At 70.1% G+C, this 20638-nt stretch carries 17 protein-coding genes; 7 read left to right on the top strand and 10 right to left on the bottom strand.

Features of this window, described 5'->3' with window-relative positions; genetic code table 11:
* The first annotated feature begins 1 nt into the window (after position 1).
* From ACG04R_RS23540 to ACG04R_RS23530, 3 genes are all read left to right on the top strand, one after another.
* Positions 2-523 (top strand): hypothetical protein, encoded by a 522-nt coding sequence (locus ACG04R_RS23540; RefSeq protein ID WP_394416066.1) that lies wholly within the window; start codon positions 2-4, stop codon positions 521-523.
* Between the two features lie 97 nt (positions 524-620).
* Positions 621-1070, top strand: a complete 450-nt coding sequence (locus ACG04R_RS23535; RefSeq protein ID WP_394416065.1) for an excinuclease ATPase subunit — start codon at positions 621-623, stop codon at positions 1068-1070.
* Positions 1060-1728, top strand: coding sequence for a 4'-phosphopantetheinyl transferase family protein (locus ACG04R_RS23530; RefSeq protein WP_394416064.1), 669 nt, complete (start codon positions 1060-1062; stop codon positions 1726-1728). The genes ACG04R_RS23535 and ACG04R_RS23530 overlap by 11 nt, the downstream gene beginning before the upstream one ends.
* On the opposite strand, the gene ACG04R_RS23525 is transcribed toward ACG04R_RS23530, so the two are convergent.
* Positions 1715-2431, bottom strand: a complete 717-nt coding sequence (locus tag ACG04R_RS23525; protein WP_394416063.1) for a class I SAM-dependent methyltransferase — start codon at positions 2429-2431, stop codon at positions 1715-1717. The genes ACG04R_RS23530 and ACG04R_RS23525 overlap by 14 nt on opposite strands.
* A 224-nt stretch (positions 2432-2655) precedes the next feature.
* Entirely contained in the window at positions 2656-3546 is an 891-nt protein-coding gene (locus ACG04R_RS23520) for a polysaccharide deacetylase family protein (RefSeq protein ID WP_394416062.1), read from the bottom strand.
* A gap of 212 nt (positions 3547-3758) precedes the next feature.
* Here ACG04R_RS23520 and ACG04R_RS23515 point away from each other — a divergent pair, with 212 nt between their 5' ends.
* From ACG04R_RS23515 to ACG04R_RS23505, 3 genes are all read left to right on the top strand, one after another.
* Positions 3759-4598, top strand: a complete 840-nt coding sequence (locus ACG04R_RS23515) for a D-hexose-6-phosphate mutarotase (protein ID WP_394416061.1) — start codon at positions 3759-3761, stop codon at positions 4596-4598.
* Between the two features lie 39 nt (positions 4599-4637).
* Positions 4638-5708, top strand: a complete 1071-nt coding sequence (gene hemE / locus ACG04R_RS23510; RefSeq protein ID WP_394416060.1) for a uroporphyrinogen decarboxylase — start codon at positions 4638-4640, stop codon at positions 5706-5708.
* 318 nt (positions 5709-6026) lie between these two features.
* Positions 6027-8090, top strand: a complete 2064-nt coding sequence (locus ACG04R_RS23505; protein ID WP_394416059.1) for a primosomal protein N' — start codon at positions 6027-6029, stop codon at positions 8088-8090.
* On the opposite strand, the gene ACG04R_RS23500 is transcribed toward ACG04R_RS23505, so the two are convergent.
* From ACG04R_RS23500 to ACG04R_RS23465, 8 genes are all read right to left on the bottom strand, one after another.
* Positions 8087-8767: a carbohydrate binding domain-containing protein gene (locus ACG04R_RS23500; protein WP_394416058.1), complete on the bottom strand. Its 681-nt coding sequence runs from the start codon at positions 8765-8767 to the stop codon at positions 8087-8089. The genes ACG04R_RS23505 and ACG04R_RS23500 overlap by 4 nt on opposite strands.
* Positions 8768-8900: 133 nt before the next feature.
* Entirely contained in the window at positions 8901-9272 is a 372-nt protein-coding gene (locus ACG04R_RS23495) for a hypothetical protein (protein ID WP_394416057.1), read from the bottom strand.
* Between the two features lie 135 nt (positions 9273-9407).
* Positions 9408-11468 (bottom strand): ATP-dependent helicase, encoded by a 2061-nt coding sequence (locus ACG04R_RS23490; RefSeq protein WP_394416056.1) that lies wholly within the window; start codon positions 11466-11468, stop codon positions 9408-9410.
* 215 nt (positions 11469-11683) lie between these two features.
* Positions 11684-14275, bottom strand: coding sequence for a hypothetical protein (locus tag ACG04R_RS23485; protein ID WP_394416055.1), 2592 nt, complete (start codon positions 14273-14275; stop codon positions 11684-11686).
* On the bottom strand, positions 14275-14892 hold the full coding sequence (locus ACG04R_RS23480) for a PEP-CTERM sorting domain-containing protein (protein ID WP_394416054.1): 618 nt from the start codon (positions 14890-14892) through the stop codon (positions 14275-14277). The genes ACG04R_RS23485 and ACG04R_RS23480 overlap by 1 nt, the downstream gene beginning before the upstream one ends.
* Positions 14893-14982: 90 nt before the next feature.
* Positions 14983-15924 carry a serine/threonine protein kinase gene (locus ACG04R_RS23475; protein ID WP_394416053.1) on the bottom strand — a complete coding sequence of 314 codons (942 nt, stop codon included), beginning with the start codon at positions 15922-15924 and terminating at the stop codon, positions 14983-14985.
* Positions 15925-16007: 83 nt separating this feature from the next.
* The gene (locus ACG04R_RS23470; RefSeq protein ID WP_394416052.1) at positions 16008-17384 is read right to left on the bottom strand and encodes a sensor histidine kinase; all 1377 of its coding nucleotides are present in this window, start codon (positions 17382-17384) and stop codon (positions 16008-16010) included.
* Positions 17381-18721: a sigma-54-dependent transcriptional regulator gene (locus ACG04R_RS23465; protein ID WP_394416051.1), complete on the bottom strand. Its 1341-nt coding sequence runs from the start codon at positions 18719-18721 to the stop codon at positions 17381-17383. The genes ACG04R_RS23470 and ACG04R_RS23465 overlap by 4 nt, the downstream gene beginning before the upstream one ends.
* 219 nt (positions 18722-18940) lie before the next feature.
* Here ACG04R_RS23465 and ACG04R_RS23460 point away from each other — a divergent pair, with 219 nt between their 5' ends.
* Entirely contained in the window at positions 18941-20611 is a 1671-nt protein-coding gene (locus ACG04R_RS23460) for an OFA family MFS transporter (RefSeq protein ID WP_394416050.1), read from the top strand.
* The last annotated feature ends 27 nt before the right edge of the window (positions 20612-20638 follow it).

Below are 20638 nucleotides of genomic sequence, written 5' to 3'. Positions count from 1 at the left end.
GATGGAGAAGAACGTTCTGACCGTTGCGTTGCTCGTGGCTTGCGCCGCGACGCAGGCCGCGACGCCTGAGCAGGAAGTTGCCGAAGGCAAGAAGATCGCAGCCGGCCTTTCACAGGCAGGTCGAGACCTCTGTGTCTTCGACAACGGTGCGCCGGCCGATGTGCCGCACCAGATCGTTCGCAAGCTCAAGGTGGCCAAGGGTACCTATGGTGGCGTGAAGGAGTTGCTGCCGAAGCTGGTGGAAGAAGCGCTGGCGAGCAAGGCCGATGCCATCGCCGACTACAACAGCTCGCAGCGATTCGGCTTCTGGCCGTGGCGCGTAGTGCGCCCTGTCGTCACGGCGACGGCTATCCGTTGGGATGAACCGCCACGCAAGACCTGCGAGGCGATGGGGGGCGTCCGCCTGGAGGTCATCCTCACGACCAACCGCAGCCCCGAGGCGCTCGCGAATTCGCGGGGGCCGTCGTCCGAAACCCCAACGCCCGCCGAGGCGGGCGAGCCGGCGGCGTCCTCGCCCCAGTGATGGTTCGGCGGGTGCGCGTTTGTCGGACTTTGCCTATCTGATGCCCTCGACCGCCGTTGCATCATCAGCGGCTCTCTCCTTCTGAAGGAACCTGTTCATGAAGTCTCGTTTTGCTGCTCTGGCCGCCGTGGCCCTGATGTCGTCGCTGTCGAGCGGCCCCGCTGCTGCCCGGGACACGGTGCTGCACATCCCGCTGGCCGATGTGCTGGCCATGCCTGAGGCCAAAGCCAAGCTCGATCCCGCCTTCAAGTTCTATCTGGCCGGCCAGGCGACGCCCAACGTGTCCAGGCGCTTTTCGAGCGACGTGAGCAACCCCAAGACCAACGGCTTCGGCAAGGACGACAACTTTGGCTGCAAATGGGCGGCGCTCAGCGCGCTGATCAGCCTGCAGGAAAGCGCCAAGCGCCAGGGCGGCAATGCCGTCGTGGACATCGTCAGCTACTACAAGAAGGTCGAGTACAGCAACCCGACCGACTTCGAATGCCATGCCGGTGCGTTCATCATCGGCGTCGCTCTCAAGGGCACGGCAGCCAAGGTTGACGAGTAAGCATTCGACCTGGGCCTGCGCCGCGCCGCTGGAGCAGACCCTCGCGCCGGTCGGTACCGATGCCGGCTGGCTGAGCCCGGCCGAGCGCGAGCGCTGCGAGCGCTTCTCCGGCGCGCAGCGGCGCCGTCAGTTCGTCGGCGGACGCTGGCTGGCGCGGCTGCTGCTGGCCCATGTCCGCGGTGTGGCCGACCCTGCCAGCCTCGTGCTGGGACTGGACCCCGACGGCCGCAGCAAGGCGCCGCCGCCGTGGCGGCTGTCGATCAGCCACAGCGGTGACTGGATCGGCGTCGCGGTGGCCGACGCGTCGCTCGTGGGCATGGACCTGCAGGTCGACGCGCCGGGCCGCGACTGGCAGGCACTGGCCGCGTTCGCCGGCCTGCAGCCGTGCCTGGACTCGGCGTATTTCTACCGGCACTGGACGCTGGCCGAAGCCTGGCTGAAGGCCCACCCGGACATCACCAGCCTGACATCGCTGCGCGGCCTGCGCTGGCAGCCCGATGCCGCCGGCCCGGCCTGGCATGGCCAGGTCGGTGCGCTGCACTGGACCGTGGTCGGCGCCAGCGCGCCGCAGTGGGTGGGCAGCCTGCTGCCGCAGAGCCTGCAGCCCGCACCCGGTGATGGCTGGGCGCCGCTGGACGGAACGGTCAGCGGGGCTTGACCGCCACCGCGTTCAGCAGCGTTTCTTCCCGCACCTTGGGCACGCCGAAGCCCATCCACTCCAGCGCGCCCAGGTCCTTGCGGCTCCACCACAGGTAGGGCGTGCTGATGTGCTCGTCGGCGACTTCGAAGCCGGCCGCGCGCAGCATGGCCAGGAACTCCGGCGCGCTGCGTTGCACATGCATCGGGTGGCGGAACAGCAGCCGGATGATCCAGCTGTGGATGTAGGCGCGCGTGCTCTCGGCCAGCAGCAGCCGGCCGCCCGGCTTGAGCACGCGAAAGACCTCGGCCAGCGCGGTGGTCTGGTCGACGATGTGGTGCAGCGTCTGGTGGCACAGCACGACATCCACCGACGCGTTGGGCAGCGGGATGCGCTCGGCATGGGCCTGGTGCAGCGTGACCGGCACGCCGCAGGCCTCGCGAGTTGTGGCGACGCGCTGGGCGAAGTCGGGCTCGGGGTCCAGCGCGTGGATGTGGGCCGGCTTGAAGCGCTCGGCCAGTTCGAGCAGCGAGTGGCCCTGGCCGGTGCCGATGTCCAGCATGACGGCGCCGGGGGGGATGTCGGGTGCCATACGCTGCAGGTCGCTGAGCGCGCGGCCCAGCACGTGCACGCGCCAGGTCGGTGTGGACAGGAACCACAGTCCGAAGCGAGTCTCGGGGACGAAGGCCGGCGCGCGGGCCGAATTGGGCTGGAGGGTGTTCATGGTGATGTTGTCGTGCTCGGCCGGCTGCAGTCGCTGGCGCTCCCTGTCCAGCGGGTGGCGATGATAGGAGGATCGGCTTCCCACGCGATGCACCCACGCACCAGCCGCAGCAGCAGCTTGTGGCCGATCCGGAAGTTCCGTTTGAAGCGGGCCAGCGGTACGAAGAAGCAGGACGTGTGGCCCACGGACAGGCCGATCTCGTTGGCGATGGCGCCCGTGCCCCCTCAAGGCTTGAGCCTCAGCAGCGAATGCCAGAAGCCGGCGATGTGCTGAACCGGTTCGCCGGCGCTGACGGTGCGGGCCAGCGCGACGCGCTCGATGTCTTCGCCCTGGCCGTAGAACGGCCGCTCCGACACGCGCAGGCCCTCCCGTCGCGCGCTGTCGACCAGCAACTGCAGGTATTCGGCCAGGTGCTCGGCAGTGAAGGGATTGGGGTCGTGGAAGGTGACGACGACGGGGATGACACCGTCGACGACCGGCAGCTCGCCGGCCTGCACGCGCGGCCTCAGCAGGTCCATCTGGTAGCGCATGTGCTGGCGCCGGCGCGGGCTGCCGTTGGGCCAGACGATCTTGCCGTCGTTGGCGCTGACGTCGGTGATCAGCGCGTGCAGGCCAGCCTCGGCGTAGATATCCAGCGTGCGTGCGTCGTAGGCCCACATCGGCGGGCGCACGAGGCGAGGCGTGCCGCCGCTGATGTCGGCGTGATCGGCCAGGCCGTCCTGGATGCTGCCGCGCAGCTTCTCGCTGGGCATGCCGAGGTGGTTGGTGTGCCCCGGCGTGGCCGTATGGAAGCCCAGCACATGGCCCAGCGCCAGTTCGCGCGCCATCAGCGCCCGGCCTTCGGGCGTGCCGCCGCCGTTGGTAGTGCGGGTCTGCACGAAGAAGACGGCCCGGATGCCCGGCTGCAGCGGGTTGCTGGCCAGCGTTCGCAGCACCTGCGCCGTCGGGTTGGGCTCGCTGCGGATGCTGGGGCCGTCGTCGAATGTCAGCAGGAAGCGCAGCGGCGGCGTGTCGGGCGATACGGGCAGCGGCGTCGAGCGGCAGGCGCCCAGCAGCGCAGCGGTGATCAGTGCAAGGCCGACGGTGGCGGCGCGGAGAGAGGTGCGGCGGCTCAAGACAACGGGCGGCTCGGTCAGGGCCGGCCGGTGTCTCGACGGCAATCTCTGCGAGGCGGGATGTTTTGCGGGGTGACGATTCTATGAAGTTCCGCGATCCCGCACCCTCCTGAGGACGCGGGGGCAGTCCACGCGCACTCGCGCCGAGACGGCCGCGCCCACCACCGTGACCTGGGTGCCGTGGGGCGGCGCCGGGAACCTAAACTGCCGGCATGCCTCTTGCCAGCCACGAATCCATTCAACTGACCGCGCCCGATGGCGCCTCCGTTTCGCTGTCGCTGCATGGCGGCCAACTGCTGTCGTGGAAGCCGGCCGGCGCGCCCGAGCAGCTCTACCTGTCGCCGCGCAGCGAGTACGTGCCGGGCAAGGTCATCCGCGGCGGTGTGCCGGTGTGCTTCCCGCAGTTCGCCGATCGCGGTCCGCTGCCCAAGCATGGCTTCGCGCGGACACTGCCGTGGGAACCGGTGAGCCAGGAGGTCGGCAAGGATGACGCGCTGGCGGTTCTGCGCCTGCGCGACAGCGACACGACGCGCGCGATCTGGCCGCACGCGTTCGAGCTGGAGCTGAGTGTGCGCGTGTCCGGCCGCGCGCTGGACGTCGAGCTTGCCTGCGAGAACACCGGTGACGCTACGCTGCAGTTCACGACGGCACTGCACACCTATCTGCGCGTGGCGGACCTGGACGACGTCAGCATCGAAGGCCTGGCCGGCCTGCGCTACTTCGACAGCATCAAGCAGGCCGAGGCGCTGCAACGCATGGACCTCCTGCTGACCGGCGAGAAGGGCGTGCTGGACCTGGACCGCATCTACTTCGGCGTGAAGGAGAAGCCGTTGCTGGTGGCGGAGAACCGTCGGCAGCTCGTGATCACGCAGCAGGGCTTTGACGACGTGGTGGTCTGGAACCCCGGCCCGGAGCGCTGCGCCAAGCTGGCCGACATGCCACCCGAGGGCTGGTCCGAAATGCTGTGCGTGGAGGCGGCCAGCATCGGTCGCCCGATCGAGCTGCAGCCTGGCGAGAGCTGGGTAGGACGCCAGAGCATGAGCTTGCTCTGAATCAGAGGAAGGATTGGGGCCGCCGCCGATAATCCGGCGATGTTCGCCCCCCTGCAAAACGACACCTTCCTGCGCGCCTGCCTGCGCCAGCCCACCGAACACACGCCCGTCTGGCTGATGCGCCAGGCGGGGCGCTACCTGCCGGAGTACCGCGCCACGCGCGACAAGGCCGGCAGCTTCATGGGCCTGGCGACGAACACGGACTACGCGACCGAGGTGACGCTGCAACCGCTGGAGCGCTTCCCGCTCGATGCGGCCATCCTGTTCAGCGACATCCTGACCGTGCCCGACGCGATGGGCCTGGGCCTGTCGTTCCAGCAGGGTGAAGGGCCGAAGTTCGCCAAGGTCGTGCGCGACGAGGCCGCCGTCGCGGCGCTGCAAGTGCCGGACCTGGACAAGCTGCGCTACGTCTTCGACGCGGTCACGTCCATCCGCAAGGCCTTGAACGGCCGCGTGCCGCTGATCGGCTTCTCCGGCAGCCCGTGGACGCTGGCCTGCTACATGGTCGAAGGCGGGGGCTCCGACGACTACCGGCTCGTCAAGAGCCTGATGTACTCGCGCCCGGATCTGATGCACCGCATCCTGGACGTGAACGCTCGCGCCGTTGCGGCTTACCTCAATGCGCAGATTGACGCCGGCGCGCAAGCCGTCATGGTGTTCGACTCCTGGGGCGGCGTACTGGCGGACGGCGCCTTCCAGCAGTTCAGCCTGGCCTACTCGCGCCAGGTGCTGGCCGCGGTGAAGACCGAGCATGATGGCCGGCGTATCCCGCGCATCCTGTTCACCAAGGGTGGTGGCTTGTGGCTGGACGAGATCGCCGACGCCGGTGCCGACGTCGTGGGGCTGGACTGGACGATGAATCTCGGCGCCGCCCGCGCCCGCGTGGGCGACCGCGTCGCGCTGCAGGGCAACCTGGACCCCAATGTGCTGTTCGCGCCGCCCGAGGCCGTGCGTGCCGAGGTTCGCCGTGTGCTGGACAGCTTCGGCCCTCACCCGGGCCACATCTTCAACCTGGGGCACGGTATCAGCCAGTTCACGCCGCCGGAGGGCGTCACGGCGCTCGTGGACGAAGTTCACAGCTACTCGCGCCGGTTGCGCGCGGCGGGCTGACGAAGCGAGAAATTTGCACTTGCCCGGGGACTTATCCCCAAAAATTGGGATACGAGGCGGCGCGTTGAAGAATGGTGCAGCGCAAATTAGCGTTTTCCCTCTCCGCTGCTAAGTGATTGATTTTCAAGGGCTGCCCCAAAACCATGCGTCGGGCCACGTCGGGGCGCTCCGCTCGGCGCCTGTGCTGCGATGGACCTCGATAGCCGAATTGCTCACAAACTTATCCACAGAAATTGTGGGCAACCCAAGAAGTCAAACTAATCATGGACTTGGCTTTGGTTCTTGAGCCGCAGCTTCACAAAACGCGCGGAGCGGAGCGTGGTTGAGAACCCGGTGGCGGGCGTCGTCCGCGTCGCCGTGGACGCCCCCCAGCACAGCGGTTTGAACGGCCCGCTTGACTATGCGAGTGAGCAGGCGCTCGCCTCCGGCTCGCTGGTGCGGGTGCCGCTGGGCAAGCGCGAGTTGCTGGGTGTTGTCTGGCCGGGCGACGCGGTCGGCGAGCCCGAGGTGGCGTTGCGGCCGGTGGCGGCCGTGTTCAGTGTGCTTCCACCGTTGGGCGCGGACTGGTGCCGGCTGCTGGACTTCGCGGCCGGCTACTACCAGCGCTCGGTTGGCGAGTTGGCCAGCGCCGTGCTGCCGCCCCAACTGCGCGAACTCTCGCCCGAGCAACTGGCGGCCCGGTTGCGCAAGCTGGAGAAGAAGCCGGCCCAGGCCGCGGCGGCCGAGCCGGTCAAGCCGGAACTGGCGCCCGAGCAGGCCCAGGCCGTGGCCCGCATCGAGGCTCAGCTCGGCGAAGCGGCACCCAAGCCGGTGCTGCTGTTCGGCGTGACCGGCAGCGGCAAGACCGAGGTCTACCTGCGTGCCGCCGAGGCCGCGCTGGCCGCCGGCCGCCAGGTGCTGGTGCTGGTACCCGAGATCAACCTGACGCCGCAACTGGAGGCCCGTTTCACGGAGCGCTTCGCCGCGCTGCTGCCGGAACCCATGGCCATCGTCTCGCTGCACAGTGCGCTGACGCCGGCCCAGCGCCTGCAGAACTGGCTGGCTGCCCACCTGGGGCGCGCCCGCCTCGTGCTGGGCACGCGGCTCGCGGTGTTCGCGTCATTGCCCGAGCTGGGCCTCATCGTCGTCGACGAGGAGCACGACCCGTCCTACAAGCAGCAGGACGGCGCCCGCTACTCGGCGCGCGACCTGGCCGTCTGGCGTGCACACGACCTGAAGGTGCCGGTCGTGCTCGGCTCGGCGACGCCGTCGCTGGAGAGCTGGCAGCACGCCGAGAGCGGCCGCTACGAGCGGCTGACACTGGCCGCGCGCATCGGCGGCGGCGCGCTGCCGCGCGTGCGTCTCTTCGACATGAAGGCCCTGCCGCCTTCACCCGGCGTGACAACGGCGTTGACCGCGCCGCTGCTGGCCGCCCTGAAGGAGCGGCTGGATCGCGGCGAGCAAAGCCTCGTCTTCCTGAACCGCCGCGGCTACGCGCCGGTGCTGCACTGCGGCGAATGCCAGTGGAAGAGCGACTGCCCGCATTGCAGCGCCTGGCGCGTCTTCCACAAGCGCGACCGCACGCTGCGCTGCCACCACTGCGGCTTCACCGAGCGCGTGCCGCAGGCCTGCCCCAACTGCGGCAACCATGACATCGCACCGATCGGGCGAGGCACCGAGCGGCTGGAGGAGCAGCTCGCCGAGGCCCTGCCCGGCGCGCGCGTGCTGCGCATCGACGCCGACTCCACGCGACGCAAGGGCGAGCTGGAGGCGCAGCTGAAGGCCGTGCATGACGGCGAGGTCGACATCCTGGTCGGCACGCAGATGATCACCAAGGGCCACGACTTCCGGCGCATCCGCTTCGTTGCGGCCGTGAATCCGGACGGTGCGCTGTTCAGCAGCGACTTCCGCGCGCCCGAGCGGCTGTTCGCGCTGCTGATGCAGGCCGGCGGCCGGGCCGGGCGGGATGCCGCCGGTGAGTCACCCAGCGAGATGTGGGTGCAGACCTGGCACCGCGAGCATGCGCTCTACCAGGCGCTGGCGCGGCACGACTATGTGCGCTTCGCCAGGGATCAACTGGCCGAGCGTCAGTCGGCCGGCCTGCCGCCGTTTGCCCATCTCGCGCTGCTGCGCGCCGAGGCGCGCACCGTGGAGGCGGCCAAGGCATTCCTGACGGCTGCCGCGGACCTGATGCAGGACGACGGCGTGCTGGTCTACCCGCCGGTGCCGCATGCCGTCGCGCGGGTGGCCGACGTGGAGCGCATGCAGATGCTGATGGAAGCGTCGCAGCGCGGGCGGCTGCAGGCCTGCCTGCGGGCCTGGGTGCCCGCGCTGATCGCGCTCAAGCGCGAGCACAAGGCCGTGCTGCGCTGGGCGGTCGACGTGGACCCGCTGGCGATCTAGGAAGCGTCGCGCTTCAGCGCGCTCGCCAGCGCGACCGCACGGCGAGCTTCGGCGCGGCGGCGCAGCACGGGCGGCATCAGGAAGGCGCCCGCCAGCGCAGCAAAGGTCAGCGCCAGGCTACCCGGCTCGGGCACACGGTTCTGCAGGCTGACGTTGTCGAGGCTGCCGCCGACGCTGTCGCTGGTGCCCACCGCCGCGAAGCTCAGCAGGTTGCGGCCCGCCTGCGCGGTCAGCAGGTACTCGTGCATGCTCCAGTTGTTGCCACTGCCGCCCGTGCCGGTCAGCGTGTCGCCAATCTGCACGCCGTTCCAGAACACCTGGATACCGTTGGTCGAGGCGGCCTGTCCTTCGCGTGGCGAGTACCAGAAGCTCAGGTCGTAGACGGCACCGCCGACGAGGCTGTCCAGGTACTGACCGATGGTCGTGTTGCCGTTGGTGTCCAGCTCGACGTAGTTCCTGCCCTCCTGGGCGGCGCCGGCCACGTTGTTGCGGACCTCGAAGCCCGTGCCAGGGCCGGCCAGCCGGGTCCAGCCGGCGATGCTGGAGACGTTGACCCAGTTGCCGTTCGCGACGGTGGTGCTTTCGAAGCCGCCGTTGACGAGCAGGTTGGTGACGGGGGCGGCCGAGGCGCAGGCGCCAGCGGTGGTCAGCGCGATCAGGGCGAGGAGGCGTTTCATGGCGTGCGGCTTGTTGTGTTGGCCGCGATTCTTCGGCCTGTGCCGCTGGGCGCCGGGTGCAGACTTCACACCCGATGAAACGACCCCCTCAAGCGGGTGTGTGCCGTGTGATGCAAGTCACTGCCGGCAGATCTCAGCTGCGCGGCTGATGGCCCAGCGTGCTGGCCAGCGCCGTGGCGCGGCGCTGCTGTTCCTGGCGGCGCAACAGCCGGACGACGGGACGCGACAGCGCAAAGCCCAGCACGCACAGCGCGACGAGTAGGTAGCCCGGCTCGATCTCGTTGGCGACGCCGCTGAAGTTGGCGCCTTCGGAGCCCGAGCGGCCGGCGTCGGTCCAGGGCCTGCCGTCGTTGAGCGAGGACAGGCTGGTCGAGGACAGGTGGTCGGCACCGGTCATGACGGCGACTGTGGCGGTGTCGGCTTTGGTGGCGGTCTCACGTGCAGCACCGGCGAAGGCGGTGGAACTCAGGGCAGCAAGAGCGGCAGCAAGGATCAAAGCTTTCATGATGCGGGCTCACCGTGAAGAAGGGCTGGAACGCATTGTTCGCAGCCTAGCGTGGCAAAGCTGTGAAGACTTCACGAGCTTGCGGGGGGCCCCCGTGAATGGGCGATCCAGTGTCCGCAGTCCGCAGTTTTGTCGTCAGGGCTGCGGCTCGTCCCGGGCCGCCGCCTTGGCAGCCAGCTCCGCCCGCATGCGCTTGAGCTTCTCGCGCGGGTCCTCGCGGGTGCCGCCTTCGTTGAGCTTCATCTCGGCGAGGAAACGACTCGGAATGCCCACGACGGTGTCACGGCCTTTCTTGCGCCGGCGCAACGTCGACACAGCCAGCGTCGTGCGCGCCCGCGTGATGCCCACGTACATGAGCCGCCGCTCCTCCTGCAGCGCCTCGGCCGTCATCTCCTCCTCGTCGCGCTTGAACGGCAGCAGGCCCTCGTTGACGCCGGCCAGCACGACATGCGGCCACTCCAGCCCCTTGGATGCGTGCAGCGTCGTCAGCGTGACCTGGTCCTGCTCCTCGCCGCGCTCGGCCAGCGACAGGATGACGGAGATGGTCTGGGCCACGTCCAGCACGCTCTGCTTGGGTTCGGTGAAGCTGACGCCGCCTTCCTCGCTGTGCTGGCCGCCGCAGCGCTTGGCGATCCAGTCGACGAAGTCCAGCACATTGCCCCAGCGCGCCTGGGCGACCTTCTCGTTCTCCTCGTTGTCGATGAGGTGGGCCTCGTAGCCGATGTCCTTGAGCCACTCGGTCAGCATTGCGTGCGCGGCAGTGTGGCCTTCGGTGTGCCTGGCCTTGTACTGCAACTCGTTCACGGTGCGGCCGAACTCGTGCAGCTGCGCCAGCGCGCGCGCCGTGACGGCGGTGGCCAGGCTCTCGGAGAACAGCGCCTCGAACATGCTGCACTTCCACTGCGCCGAGAACGTGCCCAGGGCACCCAGCGTCGTGTGGCCGATGCCGCGCTTGGGGGTGGTGACGGCGCGCAGGAAGGCGGGGTCGTCGTCCTGGTTCACCAGCAGGCGCAGCCAGGCGCACAAGTCCTTGATCTCGGCCTTGTCGAAGAAGCTCTGGCCGCCCGAGACCTTGTACGGGATCTGCGCGCGGCGCAGCGCCTGCTCGAACACGCGGGCCTGGTGGTTGGCGCGGTACAGGATGGCGAAGTCCTTGAACGCGGGGCCTTTGCCGTCGGCGCGCAGCTGCTGGATGCGCGCGACGGCGCGCTCGGCCTCGTGCTCCTCGCCGTCGGCCTCCAGCAGCACGACGGGCTCGCCGTCGCCGTACTCGCTCCACAGCTTCTTTTCGAACAGCTTAGGGTTGCCGGCGATGACGTTGTTGGCCGCGCGCAGGATGGCGCCGGTGGAGCGGTAGTTCTGCTCCAGCGGGATGACCTTGAGCGCCGGGTAGTCCTGCGGCAGCCGCTTGAGGTTCTCGATGGTGGCGCCACGCCAGCCGTAGATGCTCTGGTCGTCGTCGCCCACGGCCGTGAACATGCCGCGCTCGCCCACCAGCGCCTTCAGCAGCTCGTACTGCACGGCGTTGGTGTCCTGGTATTCGTCGACGAGCACGTAGCGAAGCTTGTTCTGCCACTTCGCGCGCGCCTCGGCGTCGGTGGTCAGCAGCTTCAGCGGCAGCGTGATGAGGTCGTCGAAGTCCACGGCCTGGTAGGCGGCCAGGCGCTCCTGGTAGCGCACCATGACGGCGGCTGCGGCGCGCTCGTCGTCGTCTGCGGCGATCTGCGCGGCCTGCAGCGGGCCCACGCCGTTGTTCTTCCACAGCGAGATGGTCCACTGCCAGCGCTGCGCCTGCTTGGCGTCCGTCGTGCCGCCGGCGTCCTTCAGCACGTTGAGCACGTCGTCGCTGTCGAGGATGGAGAACTGCTCCTTCAGCCCTAGCCGCGTGCCCTCCTCGCGCAGCAGGCGCACGCCCAGGCTGTGGAAGGTCGAGATGGCCAGGTCCTTGGCGGCCTTCTTGCCTACCAGGTGCTGGGCACGCTCGCGCATTTCCTGCGCGGCCTTGTTCGTGAACGTGATGGCGGCGATCTGGCTGGCGCGGTAACCCGAGTGCAGCAACTGCCAGATCTTGGTCGTGATGACCTTGGTCTTGCCCGAGCCGGCGCCGGCAATGACCAGGCAGGGGCCGTCCAGGTGGTGGACAGCAGCTAGCTGGGCCGGGTTGAGGCCGGCGGACGGCGGGGCGTTGGACGACATAGACGTTTGGAACTGCGCGGGCCGAGCGCCGGGCCGCTCCCAAGCCGGCCCGCACTGGCGATGTGCGAGCGGCTCAATGCCGCGAGCATCGCCGTCCCCTCGGGAGCTGAGGCCGGACTCATTGTGCCCAGTGGGCACGATGTGCCTGCCGAAGCGTTACGGCGCAAGCCGCGGCGCGGTCCCGGCCAAGGTACGCCTTGGACGAGGGGTCCACATCATGCCACCCTCGCCACACCTTCCCCTGGCAGCGCCCGCAAGCCCAGGCCCAGCAGCAGCAGCGTGAAGAACAGGAAGCCGATGCGTGGCGCATCCAGCAGGCTGTCGAAAGCGCCGACGGTGCCGAAGCCGATCAGTGCGGCCACGATGGCCGGCGCCAGCGGATGGTCGCGCCCGCGGCCGAAGCTCAGGCGCACCAGTGCCAGCGCGTACGCGCCGCCCAGCAGCGCCAGGCCCACGAGGCCTTGCTCGAACAGCACGTGCAGCGCGACGTTCTTGATGTGCCAGGGCAGGTGGTAGCGGTCGCTGGAGAAGAACCAGCGCGCCATCTCGCGGTTGAAGTCGCCGTTGGCGAGCAGCTGGCGGCCCTGCGAGTCCTGCATGGCGATGCGGGCGATGTCGACGCGAGCGCCGCGCGTGTCCAGCGCCATCGAGAAGGTCACGAAGCGCGGCGCCCACCAGTCGCCGCCCAGCGCCGGCACGGCCCCGAGCGTGATCTTGCTGGTCTGCCAGGCGCTGGCGCCGGTCTCGGGCTGGCCCTCGGCGCGAACCGGCTTGAGCAGGGGCTCGACGCTGCTGCAGCGGTCCGGGTAGATGAGGTTCTTCTCGCAGATCTGCAGCACGAGGTTGGCGTCGGCCGCGGTGCGGCTGACCAGCGTGATCGTGACCGGCCCGGGCGCCGGCGCCGCGATGCGCTGGCTGAGGCGGAACTGCTCGCCGCGGCCCAGCATGTGCTTGCCGCCGGTCAGGGCGACGAAGGCCTCGGTCTCGTCGGTGCGCAGCCGGTAGTCGCCGATCTGCGAATCGGCGGGGCCCTCGTACAGGTTGCTGCTGACGAAGCGGCCGGCGCCCTTGCCCAGCAGCCATTGCTCACCGCCGTGCAGCAGGTGCAAGCCGTCGCGCCAGTGGGTCAGGCGGGTCTGGCCGTCCTCCTTCCAGTTGGCAACGCGGTCGCGCAGGTAGGAGCCGCCGCCCAGCACGGCGACGATGGCCATCACCAGCAGCAGCCCGGCCACCAGCAGCGCACGCTTGCGCCAGCCGGCGGCGCCCGCCTTCTGCAGCGGCCACAGCTGCGGCTGCAGCAGCATGGCGGCCCACACGCCGGCCAGCGCCAGGCCGGCGGCCAGCGCCGTCCAGCGCCCGCTGGTGCCGCCCCAGTAGTCGGCCACGATGACCATCGTGGCCAGCAGCCAGAACCAGGCTGTCGTCACCAGCAGCACGTAGATCGGCCGCTGCCGGCCCGGCTCGTCGCGCCAGCGCAGCGCGGCGCAGCACAGCGTCGCGATGAAGTTCAGCACGTAGGCGGCCTTGGGCACGGCCATGGACAGCGCCCAGCTCGCGCCACCCAGCAGCAGGGCCAGCACGCCGCCCATCAGCAGCGCCGTCAGCCGCTGCGCCAGCGGCGGCAGCCACAGGCTGGCCGGCATCGTCAGCAGGATGACCATGACGAAGAACAGCGCCAGCAGGCCGCGGTAGCCACCGCCACCGAACACCAGCGCCGCCGCCAGCGCGAAGGCGGCGGCCATGCCCAGCGCACCGATCTTGGCCAGGCGCGGCATGGGTTTGTCGACGGCGCCCAGCGTGCTGTCGATGTGGCTGCTGTCCGCGCCCGACGCGGCCGCGCGGCGGCGCTGCGCGTCCGCCAGCAGCACCATGGGCACCAGCGCCAGCGGCAGCGCCAGGTACACGCCGCGCGAGAAGGTCGTCAGCACCGCATAGGCCGCCAGCAACGCGATGACCAGGCCCACGGCAAAGCGCCACGGCGAGCGCGTGCGCAGCAGTGCCAGCAGCGCGAACGGCAGCGTCATGACGAGGAAGCCGTCCAGCGCGGCGCCGCCCACGTGCATCTCCCAGAACAGCGCGGTCGTGCGGTAGTCGGTGGAGAAGTCCAGCAGCCCCGTGTAGGCCAGGCGCTCCCACAGCGCGGCGGCGCTGCCGGCGGCCAGCGCGGCAACCAGCCCCAGCAGCAGCCCGCGCGAGAAGCCGCGCGGTCGCGCCGCCGCGGCGGCCGTCCACAGCGGCAGAAGCGCCAGCACGAGGAAGATCGCCTTGGCGTTGCGCACCGAGTTCATGGCCTCGTGGTAGCCGTGGAACCAGCCGAAGGCGAAGCCGCCGGCATCGTCGAAGCCGCGCTTCACGCTCAGCAGCGTCCACAGTGCCACCGCCAGGATCAGCACCAGCACGGCCGGCGAGTAGACGAGGGCGTGGCGCCAGGCGGGCGCGCGGTCGCGAGCGTTCAGCTGCAGCGCGTAGGCCAGATAGCCGCCACAGCCGCAGGCGGTGACGAGCAGGTCCTGCTCCTCGAAGGTGATCCAGCCGCTCCACGGCGCCAGGCCGATCAGCGGCAGCGGTGCGAGCAGCAGCACCGGCGTCTTGACCCAGAACAGCGCCGCCAGCAGCACCACGACACCCCAGGCCGCCAGCGCCAGCGGGCCGGACAGCGGGTGGTGCCAGGCCAACTCGGCGCCGACCAGGCCCAGGCCCACGCCGGCAGCCAGCGCCAGCCATTGCACCTTGGTGGCGGGCAGGCTGAGCCGCAGCTCGCCGAAGCCCGTCAGCCCGGCCGGGGGCGCTACACCGAGGGCAGCCATCAGCGCTTGCGCCGCCAGCCGGCCAGCAGAACCAGCCCGCCCAGCAGCAGCGCGGCACTGGCGGGTTCGGGGACGGCGGTGACCTGGATGTTGTCGAAGCCGACGATCTCGCCGGGCCCGGCGTGCAGTTCGCCATTGATGGTCAGGCCGGTCACGTGGGCGAGCACGCTGGCCAGCGGGGCGCTGCCGGTCCAGCCGGCGGCGGACGTCAGCGACACGCTGTAGTGGTGCCACAGGCCGTCGGCCGTGGGCTGGCCGGGCGCGGCGATGTCGAGCACGACGCTGCCCGCCGTGCCGCTGATCGTGACTTCGCCGAAGCCCGGCCAGTCGGTTGAGAGGCCGTTGACGTTCCTGGCGTCGAAGGAGAACGTGCCGCCGTTGTAGGCCGACCAGTCGCCCAGCCAGGCCGAGGGGGCCGTGAGGTGGATGTCGGTGTTGCCGTCGGTGTCCTCCACCTGCACCCAGCCTCCGCCGTTGCCACCGGTGGGCATCCAGGTCTGCGTGCCACCCACAGGCGTCGTCCAGCCCTCGTCACCGGAATTGAAGCTGGCCGACGCGGCGGAGGCGGCCAGGGGCAGGGCGATCAGTGACGCAAGCAGCAGCGAACGACGGGCCATGGGAACCTCCACGAGTGGGCGCGCATTGTTGCGCAGCGCCGTGACAGGCGCATCCCGAGAACCCCGCGAACTTCGCGAAAAGGCGGCTCGTCAGGCGCGGGGCTGCGCCGGCCGCAGCCAGCGCTTCCACCAGGCCAGCGGCTTGGCGGGGGCCTCGGCGGCCGTGGCACTGCGCGGCGGGCTCAGGCCCAGCCACTCGCGCAGTTCGTCGGCCAGGCCCTCGGCGCCGCGCGTGCGCAGCTCGGGCGCTTCGGCCATCGTGGCCCGCAGCAGGGCGTCGAGCTTGATCTGCTGCTCCTCGCGCATCATGGGCCACTGGTCGGCCGCGCTGCCGCGCAGCGGGGCCAGGCCCTTGGGCGTGTCTTCCCAGCCGCAGATCAGCACGCGGGCCAGGGCGCCCAGGCCGTAGACCTCGCTGGCCAGGCTGGGCGGCTCGCCGTTGCGGCGCTCGGGCGCGACGAAGGCGGGCGACGCGCCCAGGCTCAGGCCGCGGTCGAAGGGGTCCGTGGGGTCGGGGATTCGGGCCAGGCCCAGGCCCATCAGCCGCACGGCGCCGTCGGGGCCGATCCAGATCATGGCTGGGTCCAGTTCGGCCAGCAGCCAGCCCTGCTGGTGGGCCGAGCGCAGGGCCTCGCACAGCTGCACCAGCAGCTCGATGCGCTCGCGCAGGCCCAGCTGGTGCAGGCGTGGCAGCAGCGGCTCGCCATGCTCGCCCTCGAGGATGAGATAGGGGTGGGCGTCGGGCGTCACACCGCTGTCGCTGGGCACGGCGATGTGGGCGTGCTGCAGCCGGGCGAGGTCGCCGGCCTGGTCGGCGTAGCGCAGCATGACGCCGGCCCCCTGGTCGCTGCGGTCCAGCACGAGGACGGCGGCCTTCTGCTCCTTGGCCAGCCCATGGTGGGCGCTGTACCACTGGCCGGCATGCGCCTGCTCGCCGTCGGGCAGCGGCTGCTCCAGCCGCCACACGCCCAGCGCCTGGCCTTCGTCCAGCGGAGCGGCGGCGGCAGGCGGTGGCAGGGAGAGGTTGGGCATGCGCATGGCGACGCATATTAGGGGTGACCCGAGGGGGCCGCCCATCGTCCGCTGTAACAAAGCCGGGGTGGCCGCGCATTCGCTCACGCCCGCATGGCGCCGGTCGTCCTCAGCGCGTGGTGGGATGCGGGGGGGCGGGGCAGGCTGATCGCGACCCTCAGCCCGCCGCCGTCGCGGTTGCTCAGCGCGATGCGGCCGTCGTGCGCCTCCGCGATCTCGCGCACCAGCGCCAGGCCGAGCCCTGTGCCGCCCTGTGAGCCGGCGTCAGAACGTTTTGTCGAATAGAACGGCAGCAACGCCTGCGCCAGCACGGCCTCGCTCATGCCGGGGCCGCGGTCCAGCACCTCGATGCGCTGCTCGCCGCCGGCCTGCGTCAGCCGCAGCGCGATCTCGGCCGGGTCGCTGCCGGACTCGTGCGCGTTCTTGATGAGGTTGAGCAGCGCCTGCTCGACCTGGGCCGGGTCGAACCAGCCGGGCTCCGGCGGTGCAGGGCCGTCCATGCGGAACTCGCCCAGCGTGGCCAGCCGGGCGAGGAATGCCGTCCAGTCCACTGCCTCGCGCCGCGGCGCCGGCAGCTTGGCGAAGCTCGCGTAGCCGCTCAGGAATCCGTGCAGGTGCGCGGCCCGCTCGCCGATGCTGGCCAGCACCTGTGGCAGCCGCTCAGTGTTGCCGCGCCGGGCCAGCTCCGCGCCGCTGTGGGCCAGCGACGAGATCGGCGCCAGCGAGTTGTTCAGCTCGTGGCTCAGCACGCGGATGACGCGCTTCCACGTTGCCACCTCGGCGCGCGACAGCTCGCGCGTCATGCGCCGCAGCAGCCGCAGCCGGTGCGGCTGGCCCTGCAGCCGGAACGAGCGCGTGCTGTGGTGGAAGGTCTCCTCGGTGCCGCCGGGCAGCGTCACCGTGAACAGCCGGTCGCCGTCACCAGCCAGCGCCTCGCGCAGCGTCTCGGGCAGTTCGGCGATGACGGTGGCGAAGTCCAGGCCGACGAGGCTGCGGCCGTCGCCCAGCAGCTGGCGTGCGGCCAGGTTGGCGATGGCGATGCGCTCGCTCGGGGCCGTCAGCACCAGTGCGACGGGCGTGTTCTGCACGACGGTGTCCAGCAGCAGCTCGCGCTGCGCAAGATGCTGGCGCTGCTCGCGCAGGGCCAGTCCCAGCCCGGCATGCAGCTGCGTCAGCTGCACCAGCTCGCGCGGGCCGTCGGGCCGGAGGTTGAGGCTGAAGTCGCCGTCGCGGTAGCTCAGCACGGCGCCTTCCAGCGCGCGCGTCAGGCGCAGCAGCGGCGCCAGCCAGCGCGAGGCCAGCCAGGCCAGCAGCGGCAATGTCAGCAGCGTGGTGGCCGCGATGGCGGGGATGTCAGCCAGACCCAGCCGGCGCGCGCCGACGAAGATCAGCGGCGGCAGCACCGCCGCAGCGGCCAGCGACAGCAGCGCGCGGACGCGCAGCGGCAGGTTCAGCGTCAAGGCGTGATCCCGTAGCGCTCCAGCCGCCGGTACAGCGCCTGGCGCGACAGGCCCAGCTGCGTCGCCGCGCGGCTGACGTTGCCGCCCACCGCGTCCAGCGCCGCGATGACGGCCTCGCGGCTGGGCTCGTCGAGGTTGCGCCAGGCGCCGGCGTTGCCGGTGGCTTCGTCCAGCCCCAGCAGCGTCGGCGTGATCTCGCCGCCCTGGCACAGCAGCGCGGCGCGCTCGACGGCGTTCTTCAGCTCGCGCACGTTGCCGGGCCAGCGGTGCGCCAGCAGCGCATCGCGCGCGGCATCGCCGAGCCGTGCGCGGCCGGCCAGGAAATGCTCGGCCAGCGGCAGCACGTCGTCGCGCCGCTCGGCCAGGGCGGGGAGCTTCAGCTCGATGAGGTTGAGGCGGTAGAACAGGTCTTCGCGGAAGCTGCCTGACTTCACCATCGAGCGCAGGTCGGCGTTGGTGGCGCTCAGCACGCGCACGCGGGTCTGGCGCGTCTTGCTGGAACCCAGACGCTCGAACTGGCCCGTCTCCAGCACGCGCAGCAGCTTGACCTGGCCGGCCAGCGGCAGGTTGCCGATCTCGTCGAGGAACAGCGTGCCGCCGTCCGCCGCCTCGAAGCGCCCCACGCGCGCCTTGGCCGCGCCGGTGTAGGCGCCGCTGTCGCTGCCGAACAGCTCGGCCTCGATGAGGTCGGACGGCAGCGCACCGCAGTTCAGCGCAACGAAAGGGCCGTCCTTGGCCGCCGAGTTGGCGTGCACGAAGGCCGCCACACGCTCCTTGCCGGCGCCGTTGGGTCCGGTGATGAGCACCGGCACCGGCGCGGTGGCGATCTGGCCGGCCAGTTCCAGCAGGTTGGCCATCGCGTCGGAGCCGAACACCACGCCGGCGAGGTCGTAACGACGCGCCAGCGCCGCGCGCCTCGCGGCGCGCGCCTCGCGCAGCCGCGCGATCTCGCGGTTGGCTTCGCCCAGTTCCAGCAGGTTCTCCACGGTCGCGACGAGCTTGGCGTCGTCCCACGGCTTGGCGAGATAGTCGGCCGCGCCGGCCTTCACGAGCGCGACCGCCGCGTCCAGCCGCGTCCACGCGGTCAGCAGGATGATGGGCAGGTCCGGCCGCTTTGCGCGGATGGCGCGGAACAGCACCTCGCCTTCTTCGCCGGAGGTCGTGTCGGCCGTGAAGTTCATGTCCTGGATGACAAGGCCGAAGGGGCGTGTCTCCAGCAGCGCCAGTCCCTCTGCCGGGCTGGCGGCGACGCTGGCCTCGATGTCGTGCAGGGACAGCAGCAGCTCCAGGGCCTGGCCCACGCCTGGATGGTCGTCGATGATCAGAACGCGTCGCATGGCGCGCGAGGATAGGGCGTTTCGCCCGGCCCTTCGCGCGGAACATCTCTAACGGCCGGTTACCACTGCACTATCACGCTAGGTATTTACGCGTGCGGTTGTGCATGTCAATGACATACGTCAAAACGTATGCTGCGAACCCGTTCGTGGCACCCCTGCGAGCGGGCCGATGGCCGCGATCGCGGCTCATTTCAAACAAGTCGTTGAAGGAAACAATCGATGTCTTCCGTTGGAATTGATGCCGTGCCCGGTCCGGGCCGGAGCTCAGGCTGGCTGGACAAGGAGAGAACCATCGCCGGCGTCGGCTTCAACCGCTGGCTCGTGCCACCGGCCGCCCTCGCCATCCACCTGTGCATCGGCATGGCCTATGGCTTCTCGGTGTTCTGGCTGCCGCTGAGCAAGGCGCTGGGCATCAAGGAGGCCATCAAGTGCGGCCCCGAGGTCGGCTTTTTCCAGGAACTGTTCGTGTCCAGCTGTGACTGGAAGGTCTCGACGCTGGGCTGGATGTACACGCTGTTTTTCGTCTTCCTCGGCTGCGCCGCGGCGATCTGGGGCGGCTGGCTGGAACGTGCTGGCCCGCGCAAGGCCGGTGTCGTGTCGGCCGTGTGCTGGTGCGGCGGCATGCTGATCTCGGCACTGGGCATCCACCTGCACCAGTTCTGGCTGATGATCCTCGGCAGCGGCGTCATCGGCGGCATCGGCCTCGGGCTGGGCTACATCAGCCCGGTGAGCACGTTGATCAAGTGGTTCCCGGACAAGCGCGGCATGGCCACCGGCATGGCCATCATGGGCTTCGGCGGCGGCGCGATGATCGGCTCGCCGCTGGCGGCCGAGCTGATGAAGATGTTCGCCACGTCCACCGACGCCGGCGTCACGCAGACCTTCATCGTCATGGCGCTCGTCTACTTCGTCTTCATGATGGGCGGCGCGCTGGGTTACCGCGTGCCGGCCACCGGCTGGAAACCCGCCGGCTGGACCGCGCCCGCCGCGCAGGCCGGCAACGCCATGATCACGCAGCGCCACGTGCACGTGAAGAAGGTCTGGGGCATCCCGCAGTTCTGGCTGGTGTGGATCGCGCTGTGCATGAACGTGTCCGCCGGCATCGGCGTCATCGGCATGGCCAGCCCGATGCTGCAGGAAGTGTTCGGCGGCTCGCTGATCGGCCTGACGGCCAAGTTCGGCGAACTCGACAAGGCGCAGCTCGCAGCCATCGCCGGCGTTGCCGCCGGCTTCACGGCGCTGCTGAGCCTGTTCAACATCGGTGGCCGCTTCTTCTGGGCCAGCCTGTCCGACAAGCTGGGCCGCAAGATGACCTATGTGGTCTTCTTCGTGCTGGGTGGCGTGTTGTACGCCAGCATCCCGAGCAGCGCGGCTGCCGGCGCCAAGCTGGCCTTCGTCGGTGCCGTTTGCATCATCCTGAGCATGTACGGCGGCGGCTTTGCCACCGTGCCGGCCTACCTGGCCGACCTGTTCGGCACGCAGATGGTGGGCGCCATCCACGGCCGCCTGCTGACGGCCTGGGCCACGGCCGGCATCCTGGGGCCGGTCGTCGTGAACTACATGCGCGACTACCAGCTGGGCCTGGGCCTGCCGCGCGAGCAGGTCTACAACCAGACCATGTACATCCTCGTCGGCATGCTGGTCATCGGCCTTGTCGCCAACCTGCTGGTGAAGCCGGTCGCGGACAAGCACTTCATGAGCGACGAGGAACTGGCGCACGAGAAGAAGCTGGCCCACGAGCGCGCGGTCGCTGCGGAAGTGGGCAGCGGTGCCGGCCAGGCCGCGGCCACGTCCGGCGTCACCGTGCTGCTGGCCTGGGCCGCCGTCGGCATCCCGCTGGCCTGGGGTGTCTACAAGACCCTCATCAGCGTCGGCAAGTTCTTCCACTGAGACACTGCGTGCTGACCGGCCCCGTGT

Source organism: Pelomonas candidula, assembly GCF_043555985.1.
GTDB lineage: Bacteria > Pseudomonadota > Gammaproteobacteria > Burkholderiales > Burkholderiaceae_C > Pelomonas > Pelomonas candidula.
This window is presented reverse-complemented; position numbering and strand designations above follow the sequence as displayed.